The organism is Microbacterium sp. 05N427 (genome assembly GCF_056397105.1).
The window spans coordinates 56,198-70,058 of sequence record NZ_JBFTMT010000016.1; the positions used below are offsets into that span (position 1 = coordinate 56,198).

The window sequence follows — 13,861 nt, forward strand, 5'->3', positions numbered from 1 at the left end:
CCCTCAGGCGACTGCAAAGGCGACCTGCCCCTTCGTGACGTCGACGGAGTTCAGGACCACCTGGATGGTCGCACCCGCGGCCGCCGCATCCGGCAGCGCCATCGACGCGGTCACGGGCGGATCCGTGATCTGCACGGTGCCGCGCTCGCCGTTGCGCCGGATCACGACGGCCACGAAGGTCTCACCGACGTGCGGCGCGAGCACCGCGGCCTCCACGAGGTCCAGCGTGCGCGAGTTCAGTGTGGACGACCGCTGCGCCGCGGCGCGCATCAGATCCGGAACCTGCCCCATGCTCTCGTGCACCCACGCCGGGATCTCCTCACCGCGGCTCACCGCGAGCGAGATCGCGAGGGACCAACGGTCCACGAGGCGACGCAGCGGCGCGGTGGCGTGTGCATAGGGCGCGGCGATCGCGGCCTGCGTCGTCTCCGCGGGGACCTCGCCGTCGAACGCGACGTACCCCGCGCCTCGGAACAGGGCGGATGCGGCCTCCAGGATCGGCAGGGTGCGCGGATCGTCCCGATCGAGGCCGCGCAGGTAGTCGCCGTAGCGGCCGGACGTCCACGGCACGCCGAGCGCCTCGGTCTGCCGGCGGAAGGTGTCGAACGCGGCGTCGTCGGGCTGGGGCATGGTCCGCAGGATCCCGACTTTCGCCTGCAGCATGAGCTGCGCCGCGGCCATGCCGGTCATGAGCGACAGCTGCGCGTTCCAGTCCTCGATCGGCAGCGGCGTGCGGCGCTCGATCGCGTAGGTGCCGTCCTCCTTGCGCACGACCTCGTCGTCCGGCAGGTTTAGGCTCGCGCCACCGCGCTGCGCCTCCTGCGCCAGGCGCAGTCGCCCGACCTCTGGGAGGAGCGCGGCCGGGGTGTCTCTGCCGGCGTCGAGGTCCGCCTGGGCGGCGACGTAGTCCAGCTTCGCGCGAGAGCGGATCAGGGCGCGTTCGAGACGCGTGTCGGTGGCCGTTCCGGCCGCGTCCAGAGCGAAGGTCCACACGAGCGCGGGCCGGTCCTGATCCGGCAGCAGCGAGGCACGACCCTCACTGAGGACGGGCGGATGCAGCGGGATCGTCCCGTCCGCCGCGTACAGCGTCTCGCCGCGGGCGCGCGCCGCCTCGTCGAGCGCGCCGCCCGGCGTCACGAACGACGGGACATCCGCGATCGCATAACGGACGGTGTAGCCGGATCCGCTCCGCTCGATCTGGAAGGCCTGATCGAGATCCATGGATCCGGCCGGATCCAACGTGGCGAAGGCGATGTCGCGCAGGTCCAGCTCCGGCGCGGGCGCTGTGGCCGATGCAGCCTCTGCGAGAGCCTCGGGCGGGAACCCCGTTGGCGCATCGATCTCGGTGCGCAGTGCCGCGAGCGCGGTGGCGAGCTCGCTCTGTGCGGCGGACGGGGCGACGTGCGATCGGCGCTGCAGCATGGGTTCAGCCTAGGCCGACCCCGCGGTCGGAGCCGGGTATTAGCGTTGTGTCCATGACCACCTCTGCCGACAAGGCCCGCACCCTCGCCGCGCTGTACGCGGCCCCCGAGATCCTCCGCGTCGTGAACGTGTGGGACGTCGTCTCCGCCCGGGCGATCGCCGCCCTGCCCGAGACCACCGCCATCGCGACGGCGGGCCACTCCATCGCCTCCTCCTACGGCTACGCCGACGGCGCGATCCCGCGCGAGCTCATGCTCGACATGGTCGGCCGCATCGCGGCCGCGGTCGAGCTGCCGGTGACCGCAGACCTCGACGACGGCTACGGCGACCCGGGGGAGACCGTGCGTCTCGCGATCGGCGCGGGCGTCGTCGGCGCGAACGTCGAGGACCGGCTGCGTCCCCTCGCGGAAGCGACCGCCGACGTCGAGGCGATGATCCGGGCTGGCGAGGCCGAGGGAATGCCATTCGTGCTGAACGCGCGCACCGACGCGTTCGTCCGGGGCGGCGGTCGCCCCGTCGCCGAGTCCCTGGCCGATGCGATCGAGCGCGGCAGGGCCTTCCTGGACGCCGGCGCCACCTGCGTGTTCGTGCCGGGGATCCTGGACGCCGACACCACCCGCGCTCTGGTCGAGGGGATCGGACACGGCAAGGTCAGCGTCATCGGTCTGCCCGGGGCTCTCACCTCGACCGAGTACGAGGCGCTGGGCGTCGCCCGCATCTCCTACGGCCCGTTGCCGCAGCGCGTCGCTCTCACGGCGCTGCAGGACAACGCGGCGGAGATCTACGCCGGCGGCATCATCCCGGCGGGCACCCGCGCGCTCAACTGATCCGAACGGCCGATCGCCCCGCCTCTGCAGCGCGCACAGGCGGGGCGATCGCCGTCAGTACACTTGCCTGGTGGTCACACGTCTCTCGAACTTCTTCCTCCGCACGCTCCGCGAAGACCCGGCCGGCGCCGAGGTCGCGAGCCACAAGCTGCTGATCCGCGCCGGATACATCCGACCGCAGGCGTCGGGCATCTTCGCCTGGCTCCCGCTGGGCCTGCGCGTCAAGGCCCGCATCGAGAAGGTCGTCCGCGAGGAGATGGCCGCCGCGGGCGCACAGGAGGTGCACTTCCCGGCGCTCATGCCGCGTGAGGCATACGAGGCGTCAGGTCGCTGGGACGAGTACGGCGACCTGCTGTTCCGCCTGCAGGACCGCAAGGGCGGCGACTATCTGCTCGCGCCCACGCACGAGGAGGCGTTCACGCTGCTCGTGAAGGACCTGTACTCCTCGTACAAGGACCTGCCGCTGACGATCTACCAGATCCAGGACAAGTACCGCGACGAGGCCCGGCCCCGCGCCGGTCTCCTGCGCGGACGCGAGTTCACCATGAAGGACGCCTACTCCTTCGACGCCAGCGATGCCGGCCTCGACATCAGCTACCAGGCGCAGCGCGACGCCTACGAGCGCATCTTCCAGCGCCTCGGCCTGGAGTACGTCATCGTTCAGGCCGATGCCGGCGCCATGGGCGGGTCCCGCAGCGAGGAGTTCCTGCACCCGACGCCCGTCGGCGAGGACACCTTCGTGCGCTCCGAGGGCGGCTACGCGGCCAACGTCGAGGCGTACACGACCGCGATCCCCGAGACGGTTCCGTTCGCGGACGGCGCTCCCGTGATCTTCGACTCGCCGAACACGCCCACGATCGAGACGCTCGTGACGCACGCGAACGCGAACCTCGAGGGAGAGTTCACAGCGGCCGACACGCTGAAGAACGTCGTGCTCGCGCTCACGCATCTCGACGGCACGCGCGAACTCGTCGTCATCGGCATCCCCGGTGACCGCGAGGTCGACGAGAAGCGCGCAGAGGTCGCCTTCGCCCCGGCCGAGATCGAGCCGGCGACCCCCGACGACTTCGAGAAGCACCCGCTGCTGGTCAAGGGGTACATCGGTCCGTGGTCGCCCACCGGCGCGATCCTCGGCGAGGAGTCCGCAACCGGGATCCGCTACCTCCTCGACCCCCGCGTCGTCGAGGGCACGAGCTGGATCACCGGCGCGAACATCGACCAGAAGCACGCGCACTCCGTCATCGCGGGCCGCGACTTCTCGGCCGACGGCATCGTGGAGATCGCAAACGTGCGCGAAGGCGACCCCGCGCCCGACGGATCCGGTCCCGTGCATCTCGCGCGCGGCATGGAGATCGGCCACGTCTTCCAGCTCGGCCGTAAGTACGCCGACGCGCTCGGGCTCAAGGTGCTCGACGAGAACGGCAAGCTCGTGACCGTCACGATGGGCTCGTACGGCATCGGCGTGACCCGCATCCTCGCGATCATCGCCGAACTCAACAACGACGACAAGGGACTCATCTGGCCGGCCTCGGTCGCGCCGTTCGACGTGCATGTGGTGGCAGCCGGTCGCGACCAGGTCGCTTTCGACGTGGCGGCGGAGGCCGCGGCCCAGCTCGAGGCCGCGGGTCTCGACGTGCTCTACGACGACCGCCCCAAGGTCTCGCCCGGGGTCAAGTTCGGCGACGCCGAGCTCGTGGGTGTGCCGCGCGTGCTCGTGGCGGGCCGCGGCGCCGCCGACGGTCAGGTCGAGCTGTGGGACCGCCGCAGCGGCGAGCGCGACACCGTCTCGCTCGCCGAGGCTCTGCAGGCGCTCACGACGCGCTGACCGCCGCCCTCGCATCGCGAAGGCCCCAGAACCCGAAGAGGATTCTGGGGCCTTCGGCGTGCGTGGCGGGTCACTCGGTGGTGAACTCGCAGCCCAGCGCGAGCGACGCGTACGACAGGATGTTCGCGCGGCAGGTCGCCGCGCCGAGCTCGAGGCCGATCAGCGGATACAGGTCGTAAGCGTCCTCGAGCGCGACGATGTTGCGCGCGATCACGGTGAGCTCCGCCGCGGGCCGGAACGCGCCGAGTGCCGCCCCGATCTCGATCGTGGATCGGTACAGGCTCACCTGACGCTCGACGATCGAGCGATGCAGCGGACGGTACTGGGGCTGCTCGCGCAGCAGCGGGATGCTCTCGTAGGCCATGCGCAGATGGTCGCTGATCTCGTCGGGCACACCGGCTTCGACGAGCTTCGCGAGCCGTCGGATCGGATCCGGCTCCTGCTCCGCGATCACCCTGCGGTGCTCGTACATCTCCTCCAGGACGCCCTCGACGGTCGCGTACATGAGGTCGTCGAAGCTCGGGAAGTAGTAGAGCACGCTGCCGGCGCTCACCGACGCCTCGGCCGCGACAGCGCGCACGTTCGTCGCGTTCAAACCGCTCCGGCCTGCGACACGGCGGGTGGCCGAGATGAGCTCCGCGCGGCGAGCGCTGTGCTTGTGCGGTGCCGGCACGGCGACCCCTTCCTGCGAACTGTCGGAGCCGCCACGTCCGGATCCTGCAGCGGCGCGCTCAGCCCTCGTCGTCCACGACCACCGTGGTCAGCTCAGCATAGTGGCGCGGGTTGCGGGCCTTGAGTATGAAGCCGATCACGATCCCGGCCAAGAACAGCACGGGGGTCGGCGCCAGCAGCGCGATGTTGATCGGGCCCTCGACGCCCGAGACGAGGCTGAAGTTCGTCGCGATGAGGACCCATCCCACGATGAGGCCGATCGCTCCGAGCGCCGGTGCGACGAGCACACGCCAGACGCTGTGCCCTCGACGGTCGCGCAGGAAGAAGCCGACGACGGCGATCGCCGCGACCGCCTGCGCGAACACGAGGCCCGCCACACCCACCGAGTACACCGGCAGCGCGAAGCCGAGGAAGGGATCCGCACCGGTCGCGAGCGTGATCACGATCGCGGCGAGCGAGATGATGCTCATCACGAGGCTCGCGTGGTGGGGCGCCTGGGTCTTGATCTGCGTGCGGGCGAGCCAGGCGGGCAGCAGCCGCTCACGACCGATCGAGAACAGGTAGCGGGTGCAGGCGTTGTGGAACGCGAGCAGGCAGGCGAAGAAGCTGGTCACGATCAGGATGCGCATCGTGATCGACGCCCAGAGGCCGAGGTACTGCTCGCCGGCGTTGAACACCATGTCCTGGAACGTGTCCTCCTGCGCGAGCTTGAGCACGCCGTCCACGCCGAACGCGACCGTGAGGATCCAGAACGTGAAGGCGTAGAAGATCCCGAGGAACGCGATCGCGATGTACGTCGCCATCGGCACGGTGCGGGTGGGACGGATCGCCTCCTCGGTGTAGATCGCAGTGCTCTCGAAGCCGAGGTAGGCGCCGAAGCCGAACACGAACAGCGCGCCGCTGCCGGCGGCGAAGAACACGTTCTGCGGAGCGAACGCGGCGAACGAGATCGGCTCGGGGCCGCCCTGCGCGAGCACGCCGATCGCGAGGATCAGCAGGATCGCGACCTCGGCGGTGAGCAGCACCGCGAGAATCTTCGCCCCGACGTCGATCTTGCGATAGCCGAGGATGCCGACCGCGAGGAAGGCGATGAGGGCGTAGACCGTCCACGGCAGCTCGATCCCGAACAGTGCGGAGAACGTCATCTCGCCGAAGAAGCCGACGAAGCCGTAGAAGCAGATGCAGAGCGCCGCGTAGGAGAAGATCGTGACGAACACGATCCCGATCCCGATCGGCTTGCCGAGACCCTTCGCTCCGTAGATGTAGAACGCACCGGCGTTGCGGACATAGCGCGACATCGCGGTGAACCCCACGGCGAACAGCATCAGCACGATGCCCGAGGCGAGCATGGCTCCAGGCCCGCCGATCCCCGCGAGGCGGAAGTCGGTGGGGGCGGCGCTGGCGACGACCGTGAGCGGTGCCGCGGCGGAGATCACGAAGAACACGATCGCCCAGACGCCCAGCCTGCGGCGGGCGAGCGCGGTGCCGCCGGTGAGGGCGGCGTCGGCCGGCGCGGCGACCACGATATCGTCGGGGGAAGATCGGGGCATCATCGGCTCCTGGTTCGATCCGCCGTGCATCGGGACAGCAACGGCGCTTGAACAGTGATTCAAGAGCGTTAAGTCGATCATGTCAAGCAATCAGGAGTGATCTGTCGTAAACTTCTGAACACTCGTTCAAAGCAGATCGGAGACGTGATGACGTTGCATCCCACCTCACCGCAGCAGGAGGGACGCCCGCGCGCCCGCGATCTCGGCGTCGTCTTCGACGGCGAGCCCGGCGTGCGGGACGCGATCACGGACGTTCCAGGCCTCGAGGTCGGATTCACGACGCTGATCGCGGGGGAGGGCGCGCATGCGGTGCGCTCCGGGGTGACGGCGATCCTTCCGCGCGGGCGGGACGGCGTGGGCGATGCGTGCGCCGCAGCCGTGCACTCCTTCAACGGCAACGGCGAGCTGACCGGCCGCAGTTGGATCGACGAGTCCGGATCCGTCGCCCTGCCGATCGCGATCACGAACTCGCATGCCGTGGGGCCGGTGCACGCCGGCGTGGACGCCTGGCTCGCCGCGAATCGTCCTGACCTGGCGGCGCAGTGGCTGCTGCCGGTCGTCGGGGAGACGTGGGACGGCTACCTCAACGAGATCAACGGCGGCCACGTGCGACCGGAGCATGCGATCCAGGCGCTGGATGCGGCGACGGCGGGGCCGGTCGCGGAGGGGAACGTCGGCGGAGGCACCGGCATGAACTGCTACGGCTTCAAGGGCGGCACGGGCACGGCCTCCCGGGTCGTGCGCCACGGCGAGGACGAGTACGTGGTCGCCGCGCTCATCCAGGCGAATTTCGGCTCGAGGGCGCAGCTGCGCCTGGGCGGCATCCCGCTCGGGCAGCAGACCGCGGCGCCGAACCCGATGGACGACAGCGACTGGTTCGCTCAGGATCGGGCCGCGGGGCGCGCGGTGAGCGGTGCCGGATCCGCGATCGTCGTCATCGCGACGAACGCGCCGCTGCTGCCGGGGCAGTGCGCTGCGCTCGCCCGCCGCGGTGCGTTGGGCCTCGGGCGCAGCGGAACCGCGGGCAGCCACTTCTCCGGCGACATCGTGCTGGCGCTGTCGACGGCGAACTCCGGGGCGCTGAGCTCGGTGTTCCCGTCCGACGAGCGAGCCGAGTACGAGCAACTGCGCTTCGTGCCGTGGGGGCGGATGGATCCGTTCCTCACGGCGGCGGTGCAGGCGGTCGACGAGGCGGTGTGGAACGCCCTCGTCGCAGCGGAGGACATGATCGGCCGCGACGGCCATGAGAGCTTCGCGCTCCCGCACGACGAGATCCGTGCGGCCGCGGCTCGGATCGCGGGGCGCTGACCCCCCGGCGGGCGAGGTCCTGCAGGATGGGGACATGGACACCACGCCCGCTGTCTGGCTGCGCGAACGCCCCTCGCTCACGGGATCCCCTCCCGCGCTGCATCCCGATTCCGTGCCGGACGATCCGCTTGCGCTGTTCCTGAACTGGATCACGGCGGCGGCGGAGGCGGGCGTCGCAGAGCCGCATGCGGCGACCCTGGCGACGGTCGACGCCGACGGCATCCCGGACGCGCGCACGCTCATCCTCAAGGACGTCGACGAGCGCGGCTGGGCGTTCGCGGGCACGCGCTCGTCCGCCAAGGGCCGGCAGCTCGCGGCGAATCCCGCGGCCGCGCTGAACTTCTGGTGGCAGCCGGTGCTGCGCGCGGTGCGGGTGCGCGGGGTGGTGGTCGAGGCCCCCGCCGACGAGAGCGCCGCCGACCTCGCGGCGCGTTCGGCGACTGCGCGCGCCGGCGTCGCCGACGGCGACTGGGTGCTCTGGCGGATCGTGCCGAGCTGGATCGAGTTCTGGCAGGGCGCGACGGACCGCAGGCACACCCGCATCGTGTATACCCGGGAGGGGGATCGCTGGTTCCGGTCCTGGAGCGGCGGCGACGCAAAGGGCGGCGGCGACGCGACGCGCGCCGGCACGGAGGAGGAGAGCGGATGAGCGACTACGAGATCACGAGCATCGGGAGCCCCGACGAGTGGCGGGCCTTCCACGGCGGGTTCGACGAGACGCGATCGCGCGACGGCCGGCGCGTCGTCGACCACGAGCTGACGATGCAGTACATCGGCATGACCGCCAACGCCCTGGTCCCGGGCGAGGAGGCGGGCTACTGGCATACGCATGCGCGGATCGAGGAGCTCTACGTCTTTCTCGCCGGGCGCGGCCAGATGGGCGTCGGCGACGACGTCGTGGAGGTCGGGCCCGGCTCGGTCGTCCGCGTCGGCCAGGGCGTGCCTCGCACGTGGCGCGCCCGTCCGGACAGTCCGGGCGAGCTGCGCTGGCTCTGCATCCGCGCCGGGGGAGAGTCGCTGCCGCACCTCCCCGACGACAGCGCGCGCCTGCCCGAGCGGCCCATGCCCTGGCCCGCCGCCGGCTGAACGCACCACGGGCGCCGGCGCTCCGCGCGGCGGCCCCCGCAGCGCTCAGGGGCGTGACACGCTGGAGGCATGACCGACGAGATCCTGCCACCGGCCCTCCGGGCCGAGATCAACGCCGTGCTCGATGACGCCGGCGTGCGCGCCGATCGCCGCCTCGTGCTGAGGATGCTGCAGACAGCGGTGCTGCTCGGTGAGGATGGCACCGACCGGCTGGATCTGAAGATCGCCTCGGCCGCCCTCTCCGAGATGCGCAGCGCGTTCCGGTTGTTCGCGCCGTTCCACGCCGTGCCGAAGGTCACGGTCTTCGGATCCGCCCGCACCGCCCAGGATGACCCGCTGTACCGGCAGGCGCGAGACGTGGCGAGAGCGCTCGCCGCAGAGGGCTGGATGGTGGTCACCGGCGCCGGCCCCGGGATCATGCAGGCCGCCGCCGAGGGGGCGGGGCCCCAGCGCTCGCTCGGCGTCTCGATCCGGCTCCCGTTCGAGGAGAAGGCCAACACGATCGTTGCCGAGCAGGAGCACGTCGTCGCGATGAAGTACTTCTTCACGCGCAAGCTCATGCTCATGAAGGAGTCGCGCGGGTTCATCTGCCTGCCCGGAGGGTTCGGCACGCTGGACGAGATGTTCGAGCTGCTCACGCTGCAGCAGACCGGCAAGGCCGAACCTATGCCGATCGTGCTGCTGGACGAGCCGGGAGGAACGTTCTGGCGAGGCCTGGAGCGCTTCATCCAGGAGGACCTCGCCCCGACCGGAGTGATCTCACCGGGCGACTTCGACCGGGTGCGGATCACCGACTCGGTGACCGAGGCGGCCGCGGTCGTCACCGGATTCTGGCGCAACTACGACTCGCTGCGGTGGGTGGGCGACCTGCTCGTCCTCCGCCTGCGCGCGGAGCCCACCGTCGACGAGATCGCGCAGCTGAACGAGCAGTTCGGATCGATGCTGTCCTCCGGCCGCATCGAGGCCTGCGGTCCTCAGCCGGCGGAACTAGCCGACAAGGACCGCGTCGAGCTGCCGCGATTGGCGCTGCACCTCGACCAGCGCTCGGTCGGCAGCCTCTTCCGCCTCATCGGAGCGGTCAACYGGTTCGGATCCGCCCCCGCCGCCTGAGCCCTCTTCCACTTCCGCGTCGTCCCCGTCAGCGCACCCCATGGCGTCCGCTGACGGGGACGACGCGAAAGTAGAGAGAGTTCAGCGGGCGCGCGCCCGCAGGTACGCGAGGATGGCGCGGACGCGACGATTGCCGTCGGGGGAGTCCTCGAGGCCGAGCTTCGCGAAGATGCCGCCGATGTGCGTCTCGACGGTGCGCTCGGAGAGGAACAGACGCCCGCCGATCGCCGCGTTCGACCAGCCCTCGGACATGAGCGCGAGCACCTCGAGCTCGCGCGGAGTGAGCGCGTCCAGCGCGTGCCCGGACGGCTCGGCGCCGAGCGGCGCGATCACGGCGCGCACGTCTGCACCGCCTCGACGATCGTGCCGGTCGTCCACGGTTCCCGGGTCATCGGAGCCCCCAGCGCGGCCTCCATGACAGCACTGTAGGACCAAAGCGCCGCGAGCGATACCGCGCTGCTCACGCCTCGGAGCGTCGGATCCCCTCCGCGAGCGCGGCGAGGTCGACGGCGCGCCCCAGGATCCGTTCCGCGGCGCGTACGCCGGACGCATACGCACCGCCGACCGTCGCGGGCTCGTCGCCCCAGGTGGCCTCGCCGGCGAAGTGCAGCACGCCGTCCACAGGGCCTGCAAGCGCGTCGTGGTCATGGTGCGAGGATCCGGTCGCGACGTACGAGTAGGAGCCGTGCGAGAACGGATCCTCACCCCAGCGGGTGATCCAGCGGGCGATCGGATCCGGGACGGCCGTGCCGAAGAGCCCCCTCAGAGCCACCAGCGCGTCCGCCACAGCCGCGTCATCGGTGAGCCTCTGCACGTGGCGCCCGAAGGGGCCGGCGGCGAATGTCAGCAGCGTGGGCCGGCCGCTGATCGCGGACACGTCGTACCAGGAGTGCCAGTGCTCGCCTGGTTCGCCGAGAGCGCGGATCGCGTAGGCGCCGTCTTCCCAGAAGCGTTCGGGGAACTGCAGGAACACCTTGTTGAACACGCCCATGCCGAGCCGGGCGATCGGATCCGCGACCTCGGCGGGCAGGGGCGGTTCGAAGGCGATCGTGCCCGCCTTCAGCACGCCCAGCGGTACAGTGACGACCGCCTGCGCCGCGGTGAAGGCGCCGCGGTCGGTCTCGACGCGGACGCCGTCGGAGATGCGCGCGATCCGCCGCACCACGTGCTCGAGCCGTACGTCCAGCCCTGCCGCGATGCGCTGCGGGAGCTCGTCGTACCCCCGGGGGAAAACCACCTCGTCTCCGTCGATCGTGTCCTCGTCGAGCCCGTGGGCGTCGAGGTCGCCGATCCACGCGCCGCACTGCTCCTCGACACGATGCCGGAAGAACTCGCGGATCTCGTCGATGCGCTCGGGATCCAGGGCGTCCGCGCGGCGCTCGAGCGCGTCCAGGGCGCGCTCCGTCACGTCCAGGTAGGTGTCGCCCGCCGCTGACCCGGAGATCGCCTCCTCCGCGGCCCGGTCGGCCGCATCGACATCGGTGACCCACTGCGCGCTCTCCGCCGCGGACATGCGGCTCCCTGCGCCGTCGAAATCGGCGATGGGGCGCCCACCCGCCTGGAAGCTGCCCACGGTGAACTCGATCGTCGGCACCTCCAGCGTCTGCGCGAGCTCCCACACGCGGGAGTCCTCGATCCCGTGGATCCAGGAGGCGCCCAGGTCCACGGAGAAGCCGGCGGTGCGATCCGTGTGCATGCGCCCGCCGATCCGGTTCCGGGCCTCCAGCACGACCACGCGCTGTCCGGCATCGGTGAGCAGTCGTGCCGTGGTCGCTCCGGACATGCCGGCACCGATCACGATCGTGTCGAACTCGGGCACATGTCCTCCTCGGGGCGTCCTCGTCGTCGCCGGTCGCCGGCCTGGCGACCGGGGGCTTCGCCGAGGCGGGTCCGGCCAGGGTATCGTTGTACGGATGTCGTGCGTGCGGGTGCGCGCCGACGAGAGCTGAACAGGGAGGCCGTCATGGATATCGATCTTGGGTTGCTGCGCACGATCGAGCGGGAGAAGGAGATTCCCTTCGACGAGCTGATCGCGATCATCGAGCAGGCCGTCCTGACCGCCTACGCCAAGCACGACTCCCAAGAGGGCGTGCTGACCGAAGGCACCCGCGTCGACCTCGACCGCAAGACCGGGCACGTGACCGTGATGGTCCCCGTGCGCGACGACGAGGGCGCGATCATCGGCGAGGAGGACTCGACGCCCGACGACTTCGGCCGCATCGCCGCGTTCGCCGCCAAGCAGGTCATCGGTCAGCGTCTGCGCGACATCGCAGACGATGCCGTGCTCGGCGAGTTCCGCGGCAAGGAAGGCGACATCGTCGCCGGCGTGATCCAGCAGGGGCCGAACCCGCGCATGATCCACGTCGATCTCGGATCCGTCGAGGCCATCCTCCCGCCCGAGGAGCAGGTCCCTGGCGAGGAGTACGCGCACGGGACCCGTATCCGCGTGTACGTGACCTCGGTCGCCAAGGGGATGAAGGGCCCGGCGATCACCGTGTCCCGCACGCACCCCGGACTCGTGCGCAAGCTGTTCGCGCTCGAGGTGCCGGAGATCGCTGCGGGCCTGGTCGAGATCGTCGCACTGGCCCGCGAGGCCGGACACCGCAGCAAGATCGCCGTGAAGGCGAACGACCCGGCCATCAACGCCAAGGGCGCATGCATCGGCGAGATGGGCCGACGCGTCCGCGCGGTCACGGAGGAGCTGGCGGGAGAGAAGATCGACATCGTCGACTACCACCAGGACCTGGCGACGTTCGTCGCGCATGCGCTGTCGCCCGCGAAGGTGACCAGCGCGTTCGTGCTCGACTCCGGCACCAAGGCCGTCCGCGCCCTGGTTCCCGACTACCAGCTGTCGCTCGCGATCGGCAAGGAGGGCCAGAACGCCCGCCTCGCCGCGAAGCTCACCGGCGCCAAGATCGACATCCAGCCGGACTCGATCCTCGACGGCGCCTGAGCGGCCGCGTTCGCCTGCTGCGCCTGAGGTGTAAGATGGAGTCCGTACGAACGTGTGTCGGTTGCCGCGCTCGTGCATCTCGCACCGCCCTGCTCAGGGTGGCTATCCGGAATGGTGAGCTCGTCTTCGACGAGCAGGCCGTGCTGCCGGGGCGGGGTGCGTGGGTGCATCCGGCACGGGAGTGCGTGGACACCGCTCTGCGGAGACGCGCCTTCACCCGTGCGCTCCGTGTGTCCACTGCAATGGAATTCCCGGAAGCAGAGAATACGCAGACCCTCGAGAAACGGCTGAACGGCTATGGAAACAAAGTGAACGGCTCGAAATGAGACCCGTCCGCGACTAGTGGTCTGCCCTGCCAGGGCGGACCGACCCTGACAGGAGAATTGTGGCTGGTAAACCACGCGTGCACGAGATCGCCGCTGAACTCGGCGTCGATAGCAAGTTTGCACTCGCGAAGCTCAAGGAGCTCGGCGAGTTCGTGAAGTCCCCCTCATCTACGATCGAGCCTCCGGTCGCGCGCAAGCTGCGCGCTGCCATCGAGGCCGGCAAGCCGACCGGTGCCGCGCCCACGGGCGCCCCGGCCGCGAAGCCCGGCGGCGCCAAGCCCGCCGCGGCGTCCTCCGGCGCGCCCAAGCCCGGCCCCAAGGCGCCGACCCCCGGCCCCAAGCCGGGACCGGCCAAGCCTGCTGAGGCTGCGCCGGCGCCGGTTGCGGAGGAGCCCGCTGCTCCGGCCGCGCCCGCCGCGCCCGCCGAGGAGAAGTCCTCCGCACCCAAGCCTGGCGGCTCCGGTGCTCCGCGCCCCGGCGCGCCGCGTCCGGGCAACAACCCGTTCTCTTCGCAGCAAGGCATGGGCTCGCGGCCTGCGGGTCCGCGTCCGGGTAACAACCCGTTCGCCTCGCAGCAGGGAATGGGCCAGCGTCCGACGCCGGGCAACATCCCGCGTCCGCAGGCTCCGCGCCCCGGATCCCCGCGCATCGGCGCACCCCGTCCGGGTCCGGGCGGGCGCGCCGGCGGTCCCGGTCGTCCCGGTGGCGGCGGTCGTCCCGGTGCTCCGTTCCAGCAGCGCACCGGCGGTCCCGGTCGTCCCGGCGGCGCCGGTGCCGGCGCG

Annotated in this window: 15 protein-coding genes; 9 read left to right on the forward strand and 6 right to left on the reverse strand. The window is 70.8% G+C overall.

Features of this window, described 5'->3' with window-relative positions; genetic code table 11:
• Positions 1-3: 3 nt before the first annotated feature.
• Entirely contained in the window at positions 4-1,422 is a 1,419-nt protein-coding gene (locus AC1DG4_RS15485) for an RNB domain-containing ribonuclease (RefSeq protein WP_477380873.1), read from the reverse strand.
• A 53-nt stretch (positions 1,423-1,475) separates the two neighbouring features.
• Between AC1DG4_RS15485 and AC1DG4_RS15490 the strand changes: the two genes are divergently transcribed.
• Both AC1DG4_RS15490 and AC1DG4_RS15495 read left to right on the forward strand, forming a co-directional pair.
• Positions 1,476-2,249 (forward strand): isocitrate lyase/PEP mutase family protein, encoded by a 774-nt coding sequence (locus AC1DG4_RS15490; RefSeq protein ID WP_477380871.1) that lies wholly within the window; start codon positions 1,476-1,478, stop codon positions 2,247-2,249.
• Positions 2,250-2,319: 70 nt separating this feature from the next.
• Positions 2,320-4,074 carry a proline--tRNA ligase gene (locus AC1DG4_RS15495; protein ID WP_477380869.1) on the forward strand — a complete coding sequence of 585 codons (1,755 nt, stop codon included), beginning with the start codon at positions 2,320-2,322 and terminating at the stop codon, positions 4,072-4,074.
• A gap of 70 nt (positions 4,075-4,144) precedes the next feature.
• On the opposite strand, the gene AC1DG4_RS15500 is transcribed toward AC1DG4_RS15495, so the two are convergent.
• A complete protein-coding gene (locus AC1DG4_RS15500) occupies positions 4,145-4,747 on the reverse strand; it encodes a TetR family transcriptional regulator (RefSeq protein ID WP_477380867.1) in 603 nt (200 codons plus the stop codon).
• Positions 4,748-4,805: 58 nt separating this feature from the next.
• The gene (locus tag AC1DG4_RS15505; protein ID WP_477380865.1) at positions 4,806-6,296 is read right to left on the reverse strand and encodes an APC family permease; all 1,491 of its coding nucleotides are present in this window, start codon (positions 6,294-6,296) and stop codon (positions 4,806-4,808) included.
• A 147-nt stretch (positions 6,297-6,443) separates the two neighbouring features.
• Here AC1DG4_RS15505 and AC1DG4_RS15510 point away from each other — a divergent pair, with 147 nt between their 5' ends.
• The 4 genes from AC1DG4_RS15510 (at position 6,444) to AC1DG4_RS15525 (ending at position 9,800) form a co-directional block, all read left to right on the forward strand.
• Positions 6,444-7,604: a DmpA family aminopeptidase gene (locus AC1DG4_RS15510; RefSeq protein WP_477380863.1), complete on the forward strand. Its 1,161-nt coding sequence runs from the start codon at positions 6,444-6,446 to the stop codon at positions 7,602-7,604.
• A 34-nt stretch (positions 7,605-7,638) separates the two neighbouring features.
• The gene (locus tag AC1DG4_RS15515) at positions 7,639-8,253 is read left to right on the forward strand and encodes a pyridoxamine 5'-phosphate oxidase family protein (RefSeq protein WP_477380861.1); all 615 of its coding nucleotides are present in this window, start codon (positions 7,639-7,641) and stop codon (positions 8,251-8,253) included.
• Positions 8,250-8,690 (forward strand): cupin domain-containing protein, encoded by a 441-nt coding sequence (locus AC1DG4_RS15520; protein WP_477380859.1) that lies wholly within the window; start codon positions 8,250-8,252, stop codon positions 8,688-8,690. The genes AC1DG4_RS15515 and AC1DG4_RS15520 overlap by 4 nt, the downstream gene beginning before the upstream one ends.
• A 69-nt stretch (positions 8,691-8,759) precedes the next feature.
• On the forward strand, positions 8,760-9,800 hold the full coding sequence (locus AC1DG4_RS15525) for an LOG family protein (RefSeq protein ID WP_477421326.1): 1,041 nt from the start codon (positions 8,760-8,762) through the stop codon (positions 9,798-9,800).
• Positions 9,801-9,881: 81 nt separating this feature from the next.
• Here the strand turns inward: AC1DG4_RS15525 and AC1DG4_RS15530 are convergent, their stop codons facing one another.
• Genes AC1DG4_RS15530 through AC1DG4_RS15540 form a run of 3 tightly spaced genes read right to left on the reverse strand, consistent with a single transcriptional unit; the run spans position 9,882 to position 11,619 of the window.
• Positions 9,882-10,142 (reverse strand): response regulator transcription factor, encoded by a 261-nt coding sequence (locus AC1DG4_RS15530; protein WP_477380855.1) that lies wholly within the window; start codon positions 10,140-10,142, stop codon positions 9,882-9,884.
• Positions 10,130-10,264, reverse strand: a complete 135-nt coding sequence (locus AC1DG4_RS15535; RefSeq protein WP_477380853.1) for a hypothetical protein — start codon at positions 10,262-10,264, stop codon at positions 10,130-10,132. The genes AC1DG4_RS15530 and AC1DG4_RS15535 overlap by 13 nt, the downstream gene beginning before the upstream one ends.
• Positions 10,261-11,619, reverse strand: a complete 1,359-nt coding sequence (locus AC1DG4_RS15540) for a flavin monoamine oxidase family protein (RefSeq protein ID WP_477380851.1) — start codon at positions 11,617-11,619, stop codon at positions 10,261-10,263. Before AC1DG4_RS15540 ends, AC1DG4_RS15535 begins: the two co-directional genes overlap by 4 nt.
• Before the next feature lie 144 nt (positions 11,620-11,763).
• On the opposite strand from AC1DG4_RS15540, the gene nusA reads away from it, so the two are divergent.
• From nusA to AC1DG4_RS15555, 3 genes are all read left to right on the forward strand, one after another.
• Entirely contained in the window at positions 11,764-12,753 is a 990-nt protein-coding gene (nusA, locus tag AC1DG4_RS15545; protein ID WP_477380849.1) for a transcription termination factor NusA, read from the forward strand.
• 35 nt (positions 12,754-12,788) lie between these two features.
• A complete protein-coding gene (locus AC1DG4_RS15550) occupies positions 12,789-13,079 on the forward strand; it encodes a YlxR family protein (protein ID WP_309338094.1) in 291 nt (96 codons plus the stop codon).
• A 59-nt stretch (positions 13,080-13,138) separates the two neighbouring features.
• A partial coding sequence (locus AC1DG4_RS15555) for a translation initiation factor IF-2 N-terminal domain-containing protein (RefSeq protein WP_477421327.1) occupies positions 13,139-13,861 on the forward strand: 723 nt, incomplete at its 3' end.

Excerpts from the sequence above, each read along its gene's own strand:
- AC1DG4_RS15485 (WP_477380873.1), bottom strand. The coding sequence starts at position 1,422 with ATGCTGCAGCGCCGATCGCACGTCGCCCCGTCCGCCGCACAGAGCGAG.
- AC1DG4_RS15490 (WP_477380871.1), top strand. The coding sequence starts at position 1,476 with ATGACCACCTCTGCCGACAAGGCCCGCACCCTCGCCGCGCTGTACGCG.
- AC1DG4_RS15505 (WP_477380865.1), bottom strand. The coding sequence starts at position 6,296 with ATGCCCCGATCTTCCCCCGACGATATCGTGGTCGCCGCGCCGGCCGAC.
- AC1DG4_RS15510 (WP_477380863.1), top strand. The coding sequence starts at position 6,444 with ATGACGTTGCATCCCACCTCACCGCAGCAGGAGGGACGCCCGCGCGCC.
- AC1DG4_RS15515 (WP_477380861.1), top strand. The coding sequence starts at position 7,639 with ATGGACACCACGCCCGCTGTCTGGCTGCGCGAACGCCCCTCGCTCACG.
- AC1DG4_RS15520 (WP_477380859.1), top strand. The coding sequence starts at position 8,250 with ATGAGCGACTACGAGATCACGAGCATCGGGAGCCCCGACGAGTGGCGG.
- nusA (WP_477380849.1), top strand. The coding sequence starts at position 11,764 with ATGGATATCGATCTTGGGTTGCTGCGCACGATCGAGCGGGAGAAGGAG.
- AC1DG4_RS15550 (WP_309338094.1), top strand. The coding sequence starts at position 12,789 with ATGGAGTCCGTACGAACGTGTGTCGGTTGCCGCGCTCGTGCATCTCGC.